The 19975-nt window shown below is 65.6% G+C and carries 19 protein-coding genes; 8 read left to right on the top strand and 11 right to left on the bottom strand.

All coding sequences use genetic code 11. The features are described from left to right. The first annotated feature begins 2 nt into the window (after positions 1-2). Positions 3-224 carry a hypothetical protein gene (locus A6723_RS26975; RefSeq protein WP_054909597.1) on the top strand — a complete coding sequence of 74 codons (222 nt, stop codon included), beginning with the start codon at positions 3-5 and terminating at the stop codon, positions 222-224. Between the two features lie 65 nt (positions 225-289). Here the strand turns inward: A6723_RS26975 and A6723_RS26970 are convergent, their stop codons facing one another. The 3 genes from A6723_RS26970 to A6723_RS26960 form a co-directional block, all read right to left on the bottom strand. After that, positions 290-1051: a DUF599 domain-containing protein gene (locus A6723_RS26970; RefSeq protein ID WP_024762429.1), complete on the bottom strand. Its 762-nt coding sequence runs from the start codon at positions 1049-1051 to the stop codon at positions 290-292. Between the two features lie 209 nt (positions 1052-1260). Next, positions 1261-1902, bottom strand: a complete 642-nt coding sequence (locus tag A6723_RS26965; RefSeq protein ID WP_054909598.1) for a DUF1109 domain-containing protein — start codon at positions 1900-1902, stop codon at positions 1261-1263. Next, on the bottom strand, positions 1889-2479 hold the full coding sequence (locus A6723_RS26960) for a sigma-70 family RNA polymerase sigma factor (protein WP_054909599.1): 591 nt from the start codon (positions 2477-2479) through the stop codon (positions 1889-1891). Before A6723_RS26960 ends, A6723_RS26965 begins: the two co-directional genes overlap by 14 nt. Before the next feature lie 233 nt (positions 2480-2712). On the opposite strand from A6723_RS26960, the gene A6723_RS26955 reads away from it, so the two are divergent. From A6723_RS26955 to A6723_RS26935, 5 genes are all read left to right on the top strand, one after another. Next, on the top strand, positions 2713-3000 hold the full coding sequence (locus A6723_RS26955; RefSeq protein ID WP_024762431.1) for a DUF2282 domain-containing protein: 288 nt from the start codon (positions 2713-2715) through the stop codon (positions 2998-3000). Positions 3001-3016: 16 nt separating this feature from the next. Then, entirely contained in the window at positions 3017-3850 is an 834-nt protein-coding gene (locus A6723_RS26950; RefSeq protein ID WP_054909600.1) for a DUF692 domain-containing protein, read from the top strand. Then, positions 3847-4602 (top strand): DNA-binding domain-containing protein, encoded by a 756-nt coding sequence (locus tag A6723_RS26945; protein ID WP_054909601.1) that lies wholly within the window; start codon positions 3847-3849, stop codon positions 4600-4602. The genes A6723_RS26950 and A6723_RS26945 overlap by 4 nt, the downstream gene beginning before the upstream one ends. Positions 4603-4612: 10 nt before the next feature. Next, positions 4613-5080 (top strand): DoxX family protein, encoded by a 468-nt coding sequence (locus A6723_RS26940; RefSeq protein ID WP_054909602.1) that lies wholly within the window; start codon positions 4613-4615, stop codon positions 5078-5080. Positions 5081-5340: 260 nt separating this feature from the next. Next, positions 5341-6831: a DUF1254 domain-containing protein gene (locus tag A6723_RS26935; protein ID WP_256234107.1), complete on the top strand. Its 1491-nt coding sequence runs from the start codon at positions 5341-5343 to the stop codon at positions 6829-6831. A gap of 60 nt (positions 6832-6891) precedes the next feature. On the opposite strand, the gene A6723_RS26930 is transcribed toward A6723_RS26935, so the two are convergent. The 5 genes from A6723_RS26930 to A6723_RS26910 form a co-directional block, all read right to left on the bottom strand. Beyond that, positions 6892-8355, bottom strand: coding sequence for a DUF1254 domain-containing protein (locus tag A6723_RS26930; RefSeq protein ID WP_054909604.1), 1464 nt, complete (start codon positions 8353-8355; stop codon positions 6892-6894). Between the two features lie 253 nt (positions 8356-8608). Further along, entirely contained in the window at positions 8609-11002 is a 2394-nt protein-coding gene (locus A6723_RS26925) for an RND family transporter (RefSeq protein WP_082450761.1), read from the bottom strand. 3 nt (positions 11003-11005) lie between these two features. Next, the gene (locus A6723_RS26920) at positions 11006-11956 is read right to left on the bottom strand and encodes a YCF48-related protein (protein ID WP_054909605.1); all 951 of its coding nucleotides are present in this window, start codon (positions 11954-11956) and stop codon (positions 11006-11008) included. A 70-nt stretch (positions 11957-12026) separates the two neighbouring features. After that, on the bottom strand, positions 12027-13382 hold the full coding sequence (locus A6723_RS26915) for a DUF1329 domain-containing protein (protein ID WP_054909606.1): 1356 nt from the start codon (positions 13380-13382) through the stop codon (positions 12027-12029). A 23-nt stretch (positions 13383-13405) separates the two neighbouring features. Further along, a complete protein-coding gene (locus A6723_RS26910; protein WP_054909607.1) occupies positions 13406-15280 on the bottom strand; it encodes a DUF1302 domain-containing protein in 1875 nt (624 codons plus the stop codon). A 266-nt stretch (positions 15281-15546) separates the two neighbouring features. Between A6723_RS26910 and A6723_RS26905 the strand changes: the two genes are divergently transcribed. After that, complete coding sequence (locus A6723_RS26905; protein ID WP_054909608.1) at positions 15547-16578, top strand: AraC family transcriptional regulator; 1032 nt, start codon at positions 15547-15549, stop codon at positions 16576-16578. Here A6723_RS26905 and A6723_RS26900 read toward each other — a convergent pair. The 3 genes from A6723_RS26900 to A6723_RS26890 are packed head-to-tail and all read right to left on the bottom strand — an operon-like array spanning position 16569 to position 19298. Further along, on the bottom strand, positions 16569-17648 hold the full coding sequence (locus tag A6723_RS26900) for a zinc-binding dehydrogenase (RefSeq protein WP_054909609.1): 1080 nt from the start codon (positions 17646-17648) through the stop codon (positions 16569-16571). The two genes, A6723_RS26905 and A6723_RS26900, sit on opposite strands and share 10 nt — an antisense overlap. Positions 17649-17701: 53 nt before the next feature. Beyond that, a complete protein-coding gene (locus A6723_RS26895; protein ID WP_218187784.1) occupies positions 17702-18724 on the bottom strand; it encodes an NAD(P)-dependent oxidoreductase in 1023 nt (340 codons plus the stop codon). 55 nt (positions 18725-18779) lie between these two features. Further along, entirely contained in the window at positions 18780-19298 is a 519-nt protein-coding gene (locus A6723_RS26890) for a 2,4'-dihydroxyacetophenone dioxygenase family protein (RefSeq protein WP_054909610.1), read from the bottom strand. 484 nt (positions 19299-19782) lie between these two features. Here A6723_RS26890 and A6723_RS32310 point away from each other — a divergent pair. After that, positions 19783-19975, top strand: a 193-nt coding sequence (locus A6723_RS32310; protein WP_218188786.1) for a hypothetical protein, incomplete at its 3' end; no start/stop codon positions are given.

Below are 19975 nucleotides of genomic sequence, written 5' to 3'. Positions count from 1 at the left end.
GCATGAAAAAAACCCTTCCCCTCGCTCTGCTGATCGTTGCAGGTCTGGGCCTTGCCGCCTGCGACAAGAAAGAAGAGCCGAAAGCGCCGCCGGCACCGGCCGCGACCGAGCAGCCGGCGACTCCGGCGCCGACCACTCCGCCGGCACCTGAAGCCTCCCCGGCCACTCCGGCTGCCCCGGCCACCGCGCCGCAGGAGCCCGCTGGCGGCGAGCAGAAGCAGTAATTCGCTTGCGCTGTACAAGACAAGGCCCGCATGTTGCGGGCCTTGTCGTTTCTGCCGTTTGCCGCTCAGCCGCTGGGCGGAATGTCGTTGTCCCGTGGCGCGTCGCCCTGCGGCGTCGGCGTGTAGACCATCACGTGGAGCACGCTGGAGTGGAATTCGCGCTGGTACAGCACGCCCACCACACCCGCCGTCACCAGCATGAAGATCCAGGGGTTGATGAACCAGGCCAGCATGGCCAGGCCGAAGTAGTAGGTGCGCAGGCCCTGGTTGAACTGGTGCGCCGCCAGCGATACCACGCGCGCCGCACGCTCGGCGAAGGATTTGCGCTCCAGCTCGCCGACGTTGCGCTCCCCCACCATGGGCGCCGAACCGATCAGCACCGCCGCGAAGTTGTATTGGCGCATGCACCAGCTGAAGGTGAAGAAGGCATAGACGAACACCACCGCCAGGCACAGCAGCTTCAGCTCTGAAAGCCCGCGGGTGGGCGGCGTCACGAAAGGCAGGTCGGCGAGCACCGAGATCGTGCGCTCGGCCGAGCCCAGCAACGTGAGGATACCCGCCAGGATGATCAGGGTGCTGGAGGCGAAGAACGAGGCGTTGCGCTCCAGGTTGCCGATCACGCTGGCGTCCGCCACGCGGTTGTCGCGCAGCAGCACGCGGCGCATCCAGTCCTGGCGGTAGAGATGCAGCACGCTGGCCAGGCACGCGGTGTCGCGGGCCTTGGTCTTGGCGTAGCGGGTGTAGCCGATCCAGCAGAAGAGGAACCAGAGGATGGCAAGCAGGTTCCAGAAATACTGGATGTCGAACAGGTCGACGACGTCGGTCATGGATTTCCTTGCGATTCGAGACGAAATGAAGTCGGTACGCAGCCGATAGACGCCAGTTTATCCCGCCAGGACACGCGCCCCTGCACGGGCTTCCCGGTATGTGGCGCATGTCCCGGCGCCGGGTACCGCCGGGCGTTCACAAGCCTTCGCAGCCGCTCCCGACTGGCGAGGGTCGCCAGCGCCCGGTGAGCGCGTTGCCCGGCACGCCCTTACCAGCGCAACAGGCGCGGCCCCAGGGCCAGGCCCAGCAGCGTAGGCAGGAGCATGCCGAGCAGGTACCACACACCCCAGAATGGAATGCCCATCTCCGGGCAGTGCAGGCAGTACGCCAGGGTCGAGGTAGCCCCGGCGAGCAGGCCGCCAGCAGCACCGGCCAGGCGCAGCCGGGTAGGCGCCAGCCCACGCAGCGCCCAGAAGACGGTGATGAATGTGGGTATCGAGAGCAGCGCAATGTTCAGCGGGCAGGTGCGCCAGGTCTTGCCCAGTATCAGCCCGGCGCGCGCTTCGGCAGGCACCGCGGCCAGCTCCACCGCGCCACCCAGCCACACCAGCAGCACCGGCAGCCCGAGCAGCAGCCACGCTGCACCGCCCTTCACTCCCGGCCGCGCCAGGCGGCTGCTCAACCCGTACGCGATCAGCGCCAGGCTGCCGGGCAGCGCGACCTTGGCCCAGAACAGCGGAGTCCGCGCGACGTCAGCGAGGTCCGCGCGCACCCCATAGAGCGCGGCCATCAGCAGTATCGCGCCCAGGCCGCCGCCCAGCAGAGCCAGTGCAAAGCGCTTGCCCAGCGCTCGCCGATCGACCGCGCTCTCGCCGGCAGCCAGCAGGTCGATCAGTTCATTGGTCTTCATCGCTTCGCAACCCTCGGATCATGTTCGCCAGGGCCTTCAGCCCGCGGTGGATGCCGACCTTCACGGCGGAACTGGAAAGCCCGGTCAGGCTTGCCGTTTCCTCTACAGACAACCCTTCCAGCTTCACATGGACGATCGGCAGGCGCTGCTTGTCCGGCAATTGCTGCAGCAGTTTGCCCAGATCGCGGCTGGCCTGCGCCGGCTGGTCGTCCTCGGTGGCGAACAGTTCGCCCTCATCGTCGTCCAGCGGATCATGCAGCGCCTCGCGACGGGCAAAGGCGCGGAAATGGTCAGCCAGCTTGTAGCGCGCAATCGCCTGCACCCAGGCCGTCAGTGGCTGTTCTGCGCGATAGGTGTGGCGGGCGTTGTGCACGGCCAGCAGGACTTCCTGCACCAGGTCCTCCACCTCGCCGGGGCGCTGCGCCAGACGGCGGCGCAGGAACGCGCGCAAGTGCGAGCCAAGGGCGGCGAGGAACTCGCGGTAGGCCACCGCGTTACCGGCCATGCCCTGCATCAGCAGTGTCTGAAGGTGCGCTTCGCGCGCGATCAACACATCCTGGCTGGTAGTTCGTTGCATCGACCGTCCTGGTTACAGCGCGCAAGGAAAATCTTCCCGAGTCTGCCCCACGCTTGCTGGCAGATCGCCGGCCCGCAGAAAAAACAGGCAGCTGTTCAATACCTTAGGGCCGCCCCAGGGAAATCTCAAAAAAATCTTCAGGCGGCTGTAACCGGATCACCACTCCCGGCGAACTACTCGACAAGCCGCCGGAAATCTCTGTGCGGCCCCACCACCCAACGGGAGACCGCACCATGAAAAACCTCACCCTCGCCACCGCCGCCCTTGCCCTTGCCGCCCTTGCCGGGAACGCACTGGCCGACGACATGAATACCAAGGCCAGCACGGGCGCGGCCATGGAGAAATGCTACGGCGTGGCACTGGCCGGCAAGAACGACTGCAAGGCCGGCGCTGGCACCACCTGCGCAGGCAGCGCCAAGAAGGACTACGACGGCATGCACTGGAAGAACGTCCCGGCCGGCACCTGCGCCTCGATCAAGACGCCGCACGGCATGGGCTCGCTGACCCCGATGAAGTCCTGAGTGCAGGCTGCCGACCATGAACGTATCGACTCAACCGGGTGCCGGGCTTGGGCTCAAGGCCGAGCACTACACCCAGGCGCTCGACTGCTGCGCGCGAGGGCTCTGGTTCGAAGTGCATCCGGAAAACTACATGGTCGGCGGCCCCCGCCTTGCCTGGCTGGAGCGGATCGCCGAACGGCATCCGCTGTCGCTGCACGGGGTTTCGCTGTCCCTGGCAGCGGACGCCGCCCCCGACGAGGCTCATCTGCTGCGGCTGCGCGCGCTGGTTGAGCGCGTGCAGCCCGTGCTGATCTCCGAGCACCTGGCCTGGTCCACCTGGCGCGGCCGGTACCTGCCGGACCTGCTGCCTTTCCCGCGCAGCCACGCGGCCCTGGCCCGTATCGTCGACAATATCGAGCGTACCCAGCATGCCCTGGGCCGGCGCATCGCCATCGAAAACCCCAGCCACTACCTTCGCCTCGACGGCCACGACTGGGACGAGATCGAACTCCTCACCGAACTGGCGCTGCGCACCGGCTGCGGCCTGCTGCTGGACATCAACAACGTACACGTCAGCGCGCACAATCTCGGCTTCGATGCCAAGCGCTATCTCGACCGATTCCCCGCCGCAGCCATCCTGGAAATCCACCTGGCCGGGCACAGCCACGACGAGCGCGGCGAGCTGCTGATCGACTCCCACGACGCCCCCATCGCCGAACCGGTCTGGGAGCTCTACCAGCACCTGATCCGGCGCATCGGCCCGCGCCCGACGCTGATCGAACGCGACGACCACATCCCCGCCTTCAGCGAACTGCTGGCCGAGCGCGAAATCGCCCAGGGCATCCTCAACCGGGCGGAGGTGGCCGCATGAAGACGTCCCTCGGCACCTTCCAGGAAGCTTTCGTCGAAGCGCTGTACCAGCGTTCTCCCCCCGGCCTGCAAGGTTTGACCGAGCAGGCCGGCTTCAGCGTCTACCGCAACACCGTGCTCAAGGGCTGCACCGACGCCTTGTGCGACAACTTCCCCAGTGTCGAACGCCTGGTCGGCACTGACTGGCTGCGCGGCGCGGCGGCCATCCACGCACAGCAGACACCGCCGAACGACGCGCGCCTGGTTCTCTACGGCGAAGACTTCGCCGATTTCCTCGACGCCTTCGAACCCGCTCGCGAGTTGCCCTACCTGGCCGACGTGGCACGCCTCGACCGCTTGTGGCTGGAAGCCTACACCGCGCCACAGGAACCTGCGCTGCAGTGGTCCGACCTGGCGGGGATGACCGCTTCCGACCTTGCCCCCTGTCACCTGCAACCCCGCGCCAGCGCACGCTGGCGCTGGTTTGACCAACAGCCGATCTACAGCATCTGGCGCTACAACCGCGACGCGCTGCCATTGCCCGAAGAGCTGCCCTGGCACGCTGAAGGCGCGCTGCTGGTCGGCCATGCCGAGGGCGTCACCTGGCAGGCACTGGACGTGGGCGGTTGCGCTTTCCTCGATGCCTGCGCCAGCGGTCATGACCTCGATCAGGCATCGACCCTGGCGCTCAGGGCGCAAGCCGACCTCGACTTCACGGTGCTGCTGGGCAGCCTGCTCGGCGCCGCCGTGTTCCAACCGCTGAAACTCACCTGAGGAAGCCGCCATGGACATCTCCCGCAGCCACTACCCGGGCGGCGCCCTTCGCCAGCACTGGAACACCATCGCCAACCGCCTGCAGTCCCTGCTCAGCGACTCTTTGTTGTGCCTGGCAGCGCGCCTGGGGATCGCTTCGATCTTCTTCCTGTCCGGGCGCACCAAGGTCGAGGGCATCCTGACCATCACGCCGAGCACCTACGAACTGTTCCAGACCGAATACGTGCTGCCGCTGGTGCCACCCTATATAGCCGCGCACCTGGCGACCTACGCAGAACACTTCTTCCCGGTCCTGCTGGTGCTGGGCCTGTTCACCCGCCTCTCCGCCCTCGCCCTGCTGGGCATGACCACCGTGATCGAAGTGTTCGTCTACCCCGATGCCTGGCCGACGCACCTGTCCTGGGCGGGCCTGCTCCTGCTGCTGATTGGACGCGGCGCAGGCGCCTGGTCGCTGGACCGTGCCCTGAAGATCGGCTGATAGATCGCCCTACCCGGCATGCGCGTAATCGAGCCGCCATGCACCCGACCGCCTGACTGAGGGAATCATCGGAAGGTCCCCGGAAAATTCGCAACTACACTTCGCGAGTACGAATTTCACCTATCCAGGCAGTCGACCGTGGAAGGGTTTCCGCCAGCGCGACGCAAGCAGGCGGCGCACTCCGGAACGGTTGGGATGGAGCCCTCCAGCGCACGTGCAGCTCTTCATCAGGAGACCCCATGAGAGCCGTAGAAGGATCGATGACTCGCTTGTCCCCGCTCAACAACTCCATCAGCAGAGCCTTGCTGCCTGTATTGCTGGCCGGCGCACTCGGCATGGCTGCATCCATCGCCGTGGCAGGCCCGCAGGAACCCCTGGGCGGCCAGCCGCCTGCCGGCTCCAGCCCGTCGACCAAGGATTTCGATTACCAGATCAAGTACCAGCGGGCCTTCGAAGCCATCCTCTGGAACATGCCGGCAATCTCCATCTACTCCTTCCGCCGCGCCGCGTTCGAGAACCTCGGCTACAAGGACAACGACATCATCGCCTATTCGCAGACGGCGACCCCGCAGCTGGAGGCCATCACCGCCAACAGCACCACCCCCTACATCGCCGCCTACACCGACCTGCGCAAGGGCCCCGTAGTGCTGGAAGTGCCCGCGGCCGGCGCCGCGGGCAGCCTGTACGGGCAGGTCGTGGATGCGTGGCAGTTCACCATCGCCGACGTCGGCCCGGCGGGCATCGACAAGGGCAAGGGCGGCAAGTACCTCTTCACCGCTCCGGACTACAAGGGCACGGTTCCCAAGGGCTATTTCCACGTCGCCTCACCCAATTACCGGATTGCCCTGGCGTTCCGCTCGGTGCCGCCGCCCGGGAAGACCTCAGCGGATGCCTACGCGTACGCCAAGCAACTGCGCATGTACTACCTGGAGCAGGCGAAGAATCCGCCGCAACAGAAGTTCATCGACCCCGCACACGAGCGCTACCCGACGCTGCCGTTCTACGACGAGCGCCACTTCGAGGACATGCACGCGATCATGAGTGTCGAGCCCGTCCGCGAGCACGACAAGGTGATGATGGGCATGCTGGCCTCGCTGGGCATCGAGAAAGGCAAACCCTTCTCGCCCGATGAAACAGCCAAGCGCGCCATGCACCAGGCCGCCATCGATGCCTGGTTCTACCTGCAGGAGTGGTTCGACAAGAACATGGCCAAGCGCGTGTACTGGCCCGACCGCCACTACGTCTCGCTGCTGCAGGCGGACAAGAACCAGGAGTTCAAGTTCGTCTACGACGACCGCATCGACCTGACCGAGCGCGCAGCGGAATACTTCTGGTGCACCTACATGCCCAAGGTGCTCAGCGCTTCCCCGGCCACCTCCTACCAGATGGCCATGGCCGACAAGGACGGCAAGCCGCTGGAGGCCGGCAAGCTCTACAAGGTCGACGTGCCCGCGAAGATGCCGGTCAAGCAGTTCTGGGCCCTGACCGTCTACGACCGCGCCACCTTCTCCTTCATCTACAGCGACAGCAACCGCACGACCCTGTCGTCCTTCGATGTCGACAAGATGAAGAAGAACGCCGACGGCGGCGTCACCCTGTATGTCGGTCCCAAAGCTCCCGAGGGCCTGGAAGCCAACTGGATTCCCACCTCCGGCAAACGCCCGCTGCCGGCCATCCGTTTCTACGGGCCGACTGCGGAGTTCAACAACAAGACCTTCAAGATGCCCGACTTCGAGCAAGTCGCGGACTGATCAGCAGCGCCAGCCCGAAGGCGGCCGGGAGAGTCGGTTGAACTCCCGGCCGCCCCCTCCTCAATGGGCCCGGACAGCCGCCGGCGGCGTCCACTCCCCGCTCAGCACCTCGGGCTTGGCCCAGTAGGTGCGAATGGTCATCTCGAACTCGCTTTTCGGCGCCGGCAGCCAGTTGGCTTCCTTGTCCTTGCCCGGCGAGTCGTGCTGCACGTAGATGGTCAGGGAACCGTCGTCGTTGTACTTCATGTGATCCAGGTTCTTGGTGCCGACCGAGTAGCGCTTGAGCGAGTTGGCCGCGAAGAAGTGCTTGGGGTCGTACATCGTCAGCGACCAGAAGCCGTTGGCTGGCGGTGTCTGGCCCTTCGCGAACGTCACGGTGTAGCTGTGATTGCCGTTCAGGCGCTCGCCCTTGCCATCCACTTCGAGGAAGAAGTAGCGGGTTTCCTCGGGTTGGTTGGTGTACATGTTGGACTTCGCCGTCGCCGTGCGGGTCAGGTAGTCATTGCCCCAGCGGGCGACGTTGGTGGGCGAGTTCCAGCCGTTGGGCAGGCGCGAGCCGTTGGTGCGGAAGGAGAACAGCGGGGTGATCACCTGCTCCTCGGTCTCGACCGCAGTCTTGACCAGCACATCCTTGATCGCCGGGTCCTTCGCGGCGGCGTCCAGTACCGCGCGCAGCATGGCGTAGCGGCTCTCTTCACCCGCCAGCGGCGGGACCTTGTCGAGCACCTGCGGCAGTTCATCGAAGAACTTGTTCGGATCGACCCAGCGGGTTTCGCTGGAGGAGCTCTGCGCGGCGGGGAAATGCGGCGTCTTGGTCCAGTCCTTGGTCACCGACTTGCCGTCGTACTTGCTCAGCGGATACACCACCACCTGCTGCAGCACCTTCTTCACCGCCTCGTGGTCCGCCTCGCTGTCACCCATGAAGACACGCGGGCCGATGGCCACCAGCTCGGTGGGCGACTTGATCACCTCGGTGATGCCCTCGGGCACCGTGCCCTTCCAGTTCGGCCCCACCACCAGGTAGTTGCCCGGCTTGGTGCCGTATTGCTTGCCGAGCTTGGAGAACTCCTCGCTGCGGGCGTCATAGAGCGCGTAGACCCAGAAGCGGTCGCCAAAATCCGGCACCTGGAGGACCACCGGATCATCGTCGGTGGCGCCGAAACCGAAGCCATAGACCACGTCCTGGTTCGGGTGCGCGACCCAGCGCTGCTCGGGTGAAATGTAGTCGCTGAGCATGCTGACGTAACCCGTCGGCGCCGCCGGCAGGATACCGCCCATCAGGCCGGGTTCCGGCGCCTTCGAGAATGAGGCGCGGCGATTGAAGGCGTTTACCAACGGCCAACCCCAGAGGTAGGCGTCCTGGGCAATCACCCGTGCGCTGGTGGGCGTGATCACGGTGCCCGCGGGAATGCCCGGCACCTCCGCAGCGGGTTTTCCGGCGGAATTCTCACCGGCCTGGGCACTCAGCGACAGTGTGGTGCAGAGTGCCAGGGCGAGCAGGCTGTATCCGATCTTGTGCTTCATCAAGTTTCTAACTCCATGGGGTCGTCAGGGCCTTCAGGGGAAGCTTGCGGGCACGCGATCGAACGGGAGCTGCCGTTGCATCGAATTCCGTGGCGCCAGAATAAAGGTAGCTGTGGCGCCGTGGCTGGCAAATGCAACCCGGCCCCAACTTCCGGGCCGGGTTTCTCGGCAAATCCCCGACAAGCGTCGATGACCTCTGTGCTCGCTTCGCGTGCTCGTTGCAGCAGGACGGGTTGCCCCGCCCTGCCCTTGATCAGTGCCGACTGGCGTCGACGGGTCGTACCAGCCAGGCCGCCAGCGCCGGCAGCAGGAGGATCGCGCCGAGCAGGTTGACCAGGAACATGAAGGCCAGAAGGATGCCCATGTCGGCCTGGAACTTCAGGGAGGAGAATGCCCAGGTGGCGATGGACAGCGTCATGGTCACGGCGGTGAATACCGATGCCGTGCCGCGCTGTTTCAGCGCCTCGACGAAGGCCTCGCGCAGGCTGCAACCGCGCTCGTACATCTCGTGCTTGATGCGCTCGAACAGGTAGATGCCATAGTCGACCCCGACCCCGACGCCCAGCGCGACTACCGGCAGCGTGTTCACCTTGACGCCGATGCCCAGCAGCGCCATCAGCGCATTGCACAGCACCGTCACCAGGGCCAGCGGGACGATCACGCAGAGGGTGATGCGCCAGGAACGGAACATCCACAGGCACAGCAGCGTGACCGAGGCGAACAGCGCGCTGTTCACCAGCCTGTCGCCGGCGTGCACCACTTCGTTGGTCGCGGCCATCACCCCGACGTTGCCGGAAGCCAGCTGGAACTCGACCTGGTCGTTGTCGTTGGCGGCCTTGAACGCCTTGATCTTGTCCATCAGCGTGGCGATGGTGTCGGCCTGGTGGTCGCGGGTGTAGATCGATACCGGGATCGCGTTGCAGGCGCTGTTCATGTATTCGGTGCCAACGCGCGTGGCGAAGCCCACGCCCTGGGCGATCTGCGCGGTAGGCTCGGGCAGCACGCGCCACTTCAGGTCGGTCTCGGCGTAGGCCTGGGTGATGCTGCCGACGAAACCGGCCAGGCTGCGCACCGAGGACACGCCATCGTCCTGGCGCAGGTACAACTCCAGCTCGCCGATAGGGTCGAGCACCGTGCGCTTCACGCAGGGCGTTTCCTCATCGCCCTTGGCGCGGGCGATGACCTGCAGCAGATCGACACCGATGGCGAAGTCGCGGGTGATCACCGCCACGTCCTGGTTGTAGCGCGAGTCCGCGCGCAGCTCCGGTACCCCCGCGCCGATATCGCCGACATGCAGGTGCCGCGCCTCGAACAGGCCGAAGCCCAGCAACAGCGCGGCACAGGCCAGCGCCCAGGCAGCGCCGCGGCGGGTCGCCAGAACGCCCAGGCGTTCCCACAGTGCTGCACCGAGGGTTTCCTTGCCGCGCAGCTTCTGCGCATCGGCAGCGGAGAGGCGCATGAACGACAGCAGGATCGGCAGCAGCATCTTGTTGGTAACGATCATCACCGAGACGCCCAGCGTGGCGGTGATCGCCAGCTCGCGCACCATCTCGATGTCCACCAGGGCGATGACCATGAAGCCCAGGGCATTGGCCAGCAGCGCCACGGCACCGGGGATGAACAGCTTCTGGAAGCAGTTGCGCGAGGCGGTCACGCCGTCGGCGCCGTGCAGGGTCTCCAGCTTCCATGCGTTGGTCATCTGGACCGCGTGGGAAACGCCGATGGAGAAGATCAGGAACGGTACCAGGATCGACATCGGGTCCAGGGTCAGCCCCAGCAGCGGCAGCAGGCCGAGCAGCCAGATCACCGGCACCACGGCGCAGATCAGCGCCCAGCCGGTGAGCATCAGCGAGCCGGAGTACCAGAACAGCAGTACCGCGGTGATGACGAAGGCGATGATGAAGAAGATCAGCACGCCCGACGCGCCCTCGGCGATATCGCCCACGGACTTGGCGAAGCCGATGATGTGGATGCTGATACCCGCGCTCTGGTTTTCCTGGCGGATCTGTTCGAGCTTCTTCGCCACGTCCTGCAGGTCCAGGCGCTGCCCCGTCGTCGGGTCGGTTTCCTGCAGGTTGGCGACCACCATGGCGGCAGAGAGGTCGTTGGAGACAATGCGCCCGACCCAGTCGGATTTCAGCGTGCGCTCGCGTACCTGGGCGATCTGCTCGGGCTTGCCGGCGTAGCTGGAATCCACCAGGTTGCCGCCGGTGAAGCCGTCCTCCACCACTTCGGTGTAGCGCACGTTGGAGGTGAACAGCGAGGTCACCGAGCTGCGCTCCACGCCATTGATGAAGAACACTTCATCGGAGACCTTGCGCAGCGCGGCCATGGCCTGCGGCGTGAAGATCTCGCCCTTGTCATTCTTCACCGCCACCAGCACCTTGTTGGCGCCGCCGAAGTCCTTCTGATACTCCAGGAAGGTCTTCATGTAGGGGTGATGCAGCGGGATCATCTTGAAGAAGCCCGCTTCCACCTTGAGGTGGCTGGCGCTGTAGCCCAGCGCCAGGGTGATCAGGATGAACAGCGCGAGCAGCGGCTTGCGCTGGTGGAAGATCCAGTAGGACACCCGCCCTACCACGCCGCGGGAGAAGTTCTGGCGTTCCAGGTGGTCGGCATTCTTCACAAAGCTTTCCTGCATGCTCATGGATCAGTCCTGCGGTTGGGGCGCGGCAGTGGGAAGCGTCATCACGCCACGGTCGCCCACGGCCAGCAGCTGGCCGTCGCCGCGTTCGATGGCACGCGCGAGGCTGGCATGGGTCGAGGGCTGGACGCCGAAATGGCCGCCCTGGTCATCGCTGGCCAGCAGCAGGCCGCTGTTGCCCATCACCAGCACGCGGCCGGATTTGAGCTGGACGGCGCCGTTGAGGGCGAAGGTGGTTCCGGTCGGCCGTTGTTCCCAGCTCTGGCCGGCATCGGCCGAGTACCAGAGGTTGCCGCGCATGCCGTAGATCAGCAGGCCGCCGCCCTTGAGCTGCAAGGCGCCGAACAGGCTGCCGGCGTAGGGGCTGGGCATGGCTTGCCAGGTTTGGCCGTGGTCGGCCGAGCGAGCCAGCGTGCCGCTCTCCCCCACCAGCAGCCAATCGCCGCTAGCCAGGGCGATGATCTGCGAGATGTGCCGGTCGAAGTCATCGCCCAGCACGCTGTGGCGCTGCCAGGTGACGCCGTTGTCCGCCGACATCAGGTAAAGCCCGAAAGCGCCCCAGGCGACCATCCGCCCCTCGCCCATGGCAGCGACGCCCAGCAGCGCGTCGCCGTTGGTGTCAGCCTCGACCGCCTGCCAATGCTGGCCGCCATCGTCGCTGCGCAGCAGGGTACCGCCGTGGCCGACGGCGACACCGTGGCGGGCATCGGCGAAGGCAACGCCGGCCAGCGTGCGGGTGGTCGGTGCGCGGGTGCTGACCCAATGCTCACCGGGTTCGTCGGCGCGCAGCACCACGCCACGTTCACCGACGGCCACCAGGCCGGCGCCGGTGTCGGCGATGTTGAGCAGCAGCACACGGTCCGGGCGCACGGCATAGTCCGGTGCCGGCGGCTGGGCGAAGGCATACGAGGCCGGCAGGCAGAGTCCTGCGGCCAGCAGAAGTTGGCGTAGCGACATGAGCGAATTTCCAGCGAGCGAACGGGCCGCCGGCAGCGGCCCGTCCGGGTTCAACGAGGGTCGTCGGGTATCAGTTGCCCATGCGACGCAGGGCGTCGGGCTGGAAGTCGACGAAGCGACCCTTGATACCGAACGTCCAGGGCTGCGCTTCCTCGTTGGCCAGGCCGGCGAGGTAGTAGCTGCCGTTGCTCAGGTCGTGCCAGATGTTGGCGCGGTACCAGGGCACCTGGGCGTCGTAGAACTGGACCAGCGGGTGCACGCCGATGCGCCAGAGCGTACCGCGGGTGTCGTAGGCGTCGCTGGCCAGTACGGTCCAGGAGTCCTCGTCGAGGTACATCACGCGCTTGCCGTAGACGTGCTTGGCATCCGGGCGCAGCGTGCCTTCCACCACCCACACGCGGTGCAGTTCGTAGCGCATGAGGTCCGGGTTCGGCGTATTGGGCGTAAGCAGGTCCTTGTACTTCACGTCCTTGCTGCCCAGCTTGTAGTCGTTGTACGGGACGTACATTTCCTGCTTGCCGACCAGCTTCCAGTCGAAGCGATCCGGCGCGCCGTTGTAACCGTCGAAGTCATCGGTCACACGCAGGCCTTCGGTGCCGTCGTTGACGTTGTCGTAGGCCAGGTCGGGGGCACGGCGCACGCGGCGCTGGCCGACGTTGTAGATCCACGCCGACCGTACTTCCTTCACCTGGTCGATCGGCTCGTGCACCAGCTGCACGGTGCCCGCCAGGGTGGCCGGCGAGATGAAGCGCGCAGAATAGTTGAGCAGGCGGTTGTCCGACTGCTTGTCCATGTTGGTGTCGAAGACGCGGTTTTCCTGGATACGCACGGTGTAGAAGTCACCGCTGCCGCGCACCGGGAAGGACGCGTAGGTCCGCTGCAGGCCGCCGCCAAGGTAGCGCAGGTTGTGGTTCCAGATGGCCTCCAGGCCATTCTTCGGAATCGGGAACGGCGTGGTGGTGCCATTCAGATTGCTCACCCCGAAGCCGTTGAGCTGGGCGTTCACCGCCTCCTGCTTCACCTTCTCGGCAACCGCAGCCGGGACTGCCGCGGTGCGGTGCGTCGGGTAGACCGGCATCTTGAACGTCGGGTACTTGGCCAGCAGCGCCTGCATGCCCGGCGTCACCTTGTCCTTGTACTGCGCCAGGTTGGCGGCGGTGATGGTGAACAGCGGCTTCTCCCCGGCGAACGGGTCGACGTAGCCCTGCGCCGCGCTCCAGCCGGCGGGCGGCTGGGTCATGCCGCCGGTGTAGGCGGGAATCGAGCCGTCGGCATTGCCGGCCATCTCGCCACCCAGCGGTGTCAGGTCCTTGCCCAGGCGCGCGGCCTGCTCGGCAGTGAGTTGTGCGTGGGCCTGGCTGCTCAGGGCGAGCAGCAGGGCCGCCGTCAGGCCGCCCAGGCGCGCGGCACGGTATGGCTTGTTCATCGGTATGACCTCTTGTTGTTCTGTCAGAAGCTGTAGCTGTAACTGGCGGCGTAGAAATCGCGGTCGTGCAGCGGGTCGTACTCGGCGCTGTTGTCGAAGCTGACGTAGCTGAAGTCGAGCTTTTGCTGCTTGTTGTAATCGAAGGTGATGCCGATGGCGGAGGTCACCCGGCCCTCGTTGAACTGGCCGTCCATCGATACGCCGTCGACGTCCTGGCCGAGGAAGGCGTAGGGCGACGCGGTGATGCTGGTGCCGAGGAAGTTGTTGTAGTCGAGCTGCCCGCGCAGGCGATAACCCCAGGCAAAGTCGGTGACGTAGCCATCGTTCTTGCAGCCGGCCGGGCTGCTGTTGCGCAGGCTGGCCACCGGCGAGGTGCAGGTATTGCCGCCAGCGGGGATGGTCGGGCTGGAACCCAGGCCGTAGATGAAGCCGCGACCGTAACGGCGGTCGTCGTCACCCTGGGGCACGTTGTTCCACTGGAAGCCGGCCTCGGCGATCACCGTCAGGTTGTCGGCCTTGAGCACGTTGGGGAAGACGTTGACGCCGTTGACCTGGAACTGGGTCTTCTCGTAGCGATCCCAGCCGGCGGTGAACGGCGAGCTGGCGACCTTGACCTGCTGGATCAGATCAGCGGCCGGGCCAATGCCGGCAATCGCGCCATTGAGCAGGTCGGCGCCATTGATCTGCACCGGCTGGTTGGGCGAGTAGCTCAGTTCCGAGCCGATGGACCAGCCTGCCAGCGTGGTGGTGAAGCTCAGGCCGAACAGGCGGATGTCTTCGGGGTATTCCCAGCTCGGCCCGACGAATTGCCCGGCGGCGTTACGCGCGACGGCGCCGGGGGTACCGGCGTTGGGGAACTCGGTCATGGCCGCCGAACTGGTGCTGCGCAGCCCCAGGTAAGGCGTGCGCGAGTGGTAGTTCAGGTAGTACAGCCCCACTTCGCCATCCAGCGCATCCACCGGCAGGCGGAAGGCCACGCCCCACTGCCCGCTGTCGTGCGGGTCCTTGCCCTTGATCTCCGGCAGATAGGCACCGGCGGCCACCTTGGTCGGCGAGGACGGATTGGTGCCGCCCAGGAAGGTACCCAGCTGGCAGTCGCCGAAGTCCTGGCCGATCGCACTCTCGGTGACCGACCAGTAATGGCCGCAGCCTTCGATGGCGGTGCTCTCGTACTTGAGCTGGTAGAAGGCCTCCATCGACACGCCGGCTGGCAGGCCGACGTTCATGTAGGCCATCCACACGGGGATCAGGGCTTCCTTGAGCTCGGTGCCCGGACGGCGCAGCGCCGGGACGTCCAGCGGGTTGATCTGGTTGATGCCCTGGATGAACGCACTCTCGCCCCAGTTCACCACCTGGCGCCCGAGGCGCAGTTGCACCGGCGTCTCGTCGAAGTAGTAGGTGTTGTACAGGTAGGCATCGAGCAGATAGACGCCGCTGAACTTCTGCAGGTCGGAATAGCCGTCGTCGTTGAGCGGCTTCTTGCGGTAGCCGTTGGAGGCGCTGCCGAAATTGACGTCTTCGTCCTTCAGCGCCTCGTCATACCAGCCCTTGACGCGGATCATCCCGCCCATGTCGCCATTGCGCAGCGACAGGTCGGTGACGAACTTGGCGATGGTGGAGAAGCGGTCACCCTTGTCGTAGTTCAGGTTGCCCGCATCCACCGAGCCGCCGGTGCCGCCGGACTTGCCGCGCAGGGCGCCGTTGGCGGCGCTGTACAGGTCATTGTCCTGGCCCTCTGCCCGCCATTGGGAGCCGACCGACAACGTGGTGTTCCACTCCCCTTCCCAGCCGTTCTCCAGCTGGAATGGCAAGGCATGCGCCGCACCGGCGGATGCCAGGGATACGGCCAGGGCCAGCGGTTTGAGAAGGGAACGGACAGCGTGATTGTTGTTATGCATGCAGGTCTCCGGCATCGCCCTTGCCGCGCCGGGCCTGGAGTGGCCCGCTGGGTGAGCGTTCTTGTTGGTTTGCCCAAGCATGCACAGGGGCCTTGCAGAATCATTTGTCCGCTGATGTCATGGATTTGGCATTTGACGTCAGGCGTCGAATAATCCTGTTGCCGCGGAAAAAAACTGGAGAGGATGTGAGCACACGCCATCCGTGGCTTTGCACCCTGCCCACGCTGCCTGGAAGGCAGCTTTCGAGCTGAACGAGCGACACGCCCATGACTGCGCTGATCAGAGCCACTTCGCTGACCGGATTCCCCGAATTGGTGAGGGACCTGGGTGGCGACCCGGACCCGCTGCTACGGCAGATGGGCATCGACCCGGCGTTGCTGGACAACGGCGCCGCCGTCATCCCCTACCGCTCCATGATCAACCTCCTGGAGCTGTGCGCCGAACGCCTGAACTGTGTGGACTTCGGCCTGCGCCTGGCCGAACGGCAGAGCATCACCATCCTCGGCCCGCTGGCCGTGGTGGGACAGAACGCGCGCAATGTCGGCGAGGCGCTGGCGGCCATCACCCGCTTCCTCGACACCTACAGCCCCGGGGTGCTGGTGTACCTGGACAGTGACCTGGACCCTGCCCGGCCGCACCTGATCTACGAGCTGCGCCTGCGCCCGCTGCCGCGCCAGACGCAGATCATCGAGCTGTCCCTGGGGGTCATGTTCAAGACCCTGCAGATGCTCTACGGCCCCGGCTTCAAGCCTCACGCCGTACTCTCGCGCACCGAGGCGCGCCTGCCGCAGCAGCGCTACCAGCGCTTCTTCGGGGCCCGCATGCACTTCGGCCAGGCGTGTACCGGGCTGGTGCTGCTGCCCGAACACCTGAGCAAACCGATCGACCAGCACAACCGCCAGCTGCACGACACCATGATGGAATACGTCAGCAGCCTGGGCGCGGCCAAGCCACTGGAAATCCATGTTCAGGTGGAAGACGCGATTCGCCGGCTGCTGCCCACGCAACGCTGCGCACTGCCGTTGATCGCCGAGCAGCTGGGCATGCGCGAACGCTCCCTGCAGCGGCGCCTCGCCGAACACGATCAGGTATTCGAGGACATGGTGGACGGCGTCCGTCGCGAACTGGCCGATCTCTACCTGGCCGAGGCGCAGATGCCCATGGCCCAGGTCGCCGGCCTGCTCGGCTATGCCGAGCAGAGTTCGTTCAACCGCGCCTGCCGGCGCTGGTATGGAACGCCGCCGCGGGAACGGCGCGCGCAATTGCGCGCCGCGGCGGCGGCACAGGCTCAGTCGTAGGTGATCATGATCTTCGCGTGCTGGTCCGGCTGGGCCAGCGCGCCGAAGGCATCGGCCACGCCATCCAGCTTCACCCGCTCGGTAATCATCGGCGCACCGTCGAGCTTTCCATCGGCCAGCGCGTGAAGCGTCTGCGCAAACTCCTCGCCGGTGTAGCCGAAGGAGAAGTGCACGTTCATTTCCTTGCCGATGCCGATCAGCGGCTCGATGCGGTCGCTCTCCATGCACACGCCCACCACGATCAGCCGCGAGCGCGGCGGAGCGTTCTGGATCACCTGCTGGATCAGCCCCGGCACGCCGACGCACTCGAACACCACACACGGCCTGGGTTGCGGGCCTAGCCCCAACAGCGCCATCGGGCCGTTGATGTCGTAGCCGGCAGGCGCAGCCACTTCCAGCCACGACGCATAGGGCGATTGCTCGGCCGGGTTGACCACCACGTCCGCGCCCATCTTCTCCGCCAGCGCACGGCGGCCGGCGCTGAAGTCCGCCGCCACCACCGGGCCGATACCGCGCGACTTGAGGATGGCGATCATCGCCAGGCCGATGGGACCACAGCCAATGACCACCGGCACTTCGCTGCCGTCGAGCTGCGCGCGATTCACCGCATGGGCGGCGACGGTCAGCGGCTCGGTCAGCGCGGCGATGTCGGCGGGCAGATCACCTGGCACCGGCAGCAGCATCTGCTCGGCCAGCACCATCTGCTCGCCATAGCCACCGGGGTAGCGATTGGAGAAGCCGATGTGATGGAACTGCTGCGGGGTGATCACGAACGGCAGCGAACAGACACGGGTGCCGACCTTGAGCTTGCGGTCGCTGCCGGGGCCGTGGTCGAGAATCTCGGCACAGTATTCATGGCCGAACACCACGTCCTCGCGGTCATCGAAGGCGATCGGGATATTGCCGCGCTTGAAGTTGGCGAGCACGTGCTCGCAGTGGTGGAACATGTGCAGGTCCGAACCGCAGATACCGCAGGCCAGGGTCTTGACCAGCACCTCACCCGCAGCGGGCTCGGGAGTGGCGAGCGAATCGACCAGCAACTGCTTGTCGCGCATGACGACGGCTTTCATTGAGCGTCTCCGTATTGGGGGGAATGGCCGCCCGCCAGGGCGGCCTGGAGCAATCAGTTCAACTGGCCGACTTCGCGCAGCCAGGCCTCGGAACGGCGCAGCCCTTCGTCCAGGCTGATCTTCGGCGCGTAACCGAGCATCCGCCGCGCCTTGTCGATGGAGATGCCACCGGTGCGGGAGAACATGTACATGGTGTCCGGGGTGACTTCGTCGTGGCGCCCGAGGAGGCGATTGACGCCCCAGATCATGCTGGTCAGTGCGGTTGCCACACCCAGCGGAAGGCTGCGCGGCGAACCGGAGCGCCCCGCCCAGCGCCAGTGATGGCCGAAGAACTCCTTGCAGCTGACCGACTCGGCGGCGCTGATGTGGAAGACCTGGCCCCTGCCCTGGTCAAGGCCCGCCGCCAGCATCACGCCGTCCAGCAGGTCGTCGATGTACACCGGCGTCCAGCGCCCGGAGCCACCATTGGGCAGGATCAATGCGCCAGCCTTGGCCATCTTCAGCGGTTCGGTGAGCCAGGCCCGCGAGCCAGGCCCGTAGACGTCGCCGGGCCGCACGATGGTGCAGTCGATCTCCCCCGCCGCGTGAGCCGCCAGCACCAGGTGCTCGCTCGCGCCCTTGGCCACGCCGTAGCGGTACTGCTCGCCGATCACCACGTCGCAGCGCTCATCGGCCTGCTCCGGGTACTGCCAGCCCAGGGCGGCAATGGAGGAAAACTGCACGAAGCGCTTGGTGCCGCTCTGGATGGCGATGTCCAGGCAGTTGCGCACGCCGCGCACCGAAACCTCGCGGTACTGCTTCCAGGGTGCGGCCAGCGACACCACGGCCGCAGTGTTGATGAACAGCTCGCTGCCACGGGCGTACTCGGCCCATTGCCCAGGTCGCGTCAGGTCACCGGCAACCACGCTGTTGGCGGGGTCGGCACGCAGGTCCATGCCGCGCACTTCAGCGCCCAGCGCACGGTAGCGCTTGGCCAGCGCCTGGCCGATGAAGCCGCTGGCGCCAGTGATGAAAACCGAGCGCGGCACCTCGGGGGTCTGCCCCTTGGCGCCGACCGGCATTGCAGGATGGCTCATCGAGCACCCTCCAGGAATATTCGTGAAGGGCGGGCCCATGGCCCGCCCAGTGGACTCAGCCGACGGTGTAGCCCGCATGGCCGGGGCGGATGTAACGCGCCGGGTCCAGGCCGCGCTCCACCACCAGGCGATCGATGAGCTGCATGATGTCGGTGGCGTCCATGACGTTCACGAAATTGCCGTCCTGGTCGAAGTTGATGTTGGCGCCGTACACCACCATCACGGTATCGGTCGGCTCGGTGTTGTCGGCCGGCACGCTGAAGGTGTGGATCGAGCCGCCCGGCTCGTAGAGGTAGCAACCGGCGGTCTGCGGCTGGTCGGGGTATTCCACGTAGTTCCACTTGCCGCTCAGGGTGAACAGGTGCACCGGGCCGGTGTGGTAGTGGCAAGGCAGGCGGACGCCGGGCTGGAAGATCACCCGCAGGGTCCACACGCCCAGGTTCGGGTCCAGGTACAGCGGCTGTACATCGACGCCGGGGAAGTAAGGCGCGAGGGCGTCCTTGTAGATCGGCAGTTCACGGGTATTGAGCGTCAGCAGTTCCTTGTGCTCGAACACGGGAGTGGGCATTGGCATTGTTATTCTCCTCAGGCGGACGATAGGCAGGGACGGCGATTGCGTCCTGCCGCCATACTGCTGCTCTGCCCGCCGGGAGAATTGTCACTTCACGTCAGCCACTTGGCATTTGCCGCCAGACACCGCGGATGGCAATAGCCGAACCCCACCTGGCTCGCTGGTGACGCCAGGCTTCGCCCTCCCCATCTTTCCTGTATTCCCCCGCGTTTTCTTGTCATCTGCCGCCTGTCATTTGGCCTTTCATGCCACATGAAAATTCAGCCCCGCCAAGCCACTGCGAGCATTTACTTCGCGCCAATCACGGTGCTACCTAAAAAGACGATCGACCTGATCGGCCAGAAGCGCCCCGGCAAGTTGCGAACCTCGGTCTAGACTCCACTGACCCGGTCCGATCTGCCGCCCGAGAGCATTTCGTTCGGCCGGTAATACCCCGTCGATCGCTGTACTGGTGCCGAAGATTCCAGGCAATACAACAGGAGTGTCCATGAAACGGTTGATCCTTGCTGCGTCCCTGCTTTCCCTGGCTATACCCGCCTTTGCGCAGATTTCCGACAAACAGGCCGAAGACGCCTACCTCTACGGCTATTCCATCGATAAGAGCAAGTTGTATAGTGCCGGCACCCAAACTACTAGGTGTTGCCCATGGACATTCTTGCGTCTTCGAGGGGCGTCGAATG

Origin of the sequence: Pseudomonas sp. AU11447 (genome assembly GCF_001672555.2) — a bacterium.
Taxonomy (GTDB): domain Bacteria; phylum Pseudomonadota; class Gammaproteobacteria; order Pseudomonadales; family Pseudomonadaceae; genus Pseudomonas; species Pseudomonas nitroreducens.
Note: the sequence above shows the minus strand (reverse complement) of the source record. Positions and strands in the feature narration are given on the sequence as shown.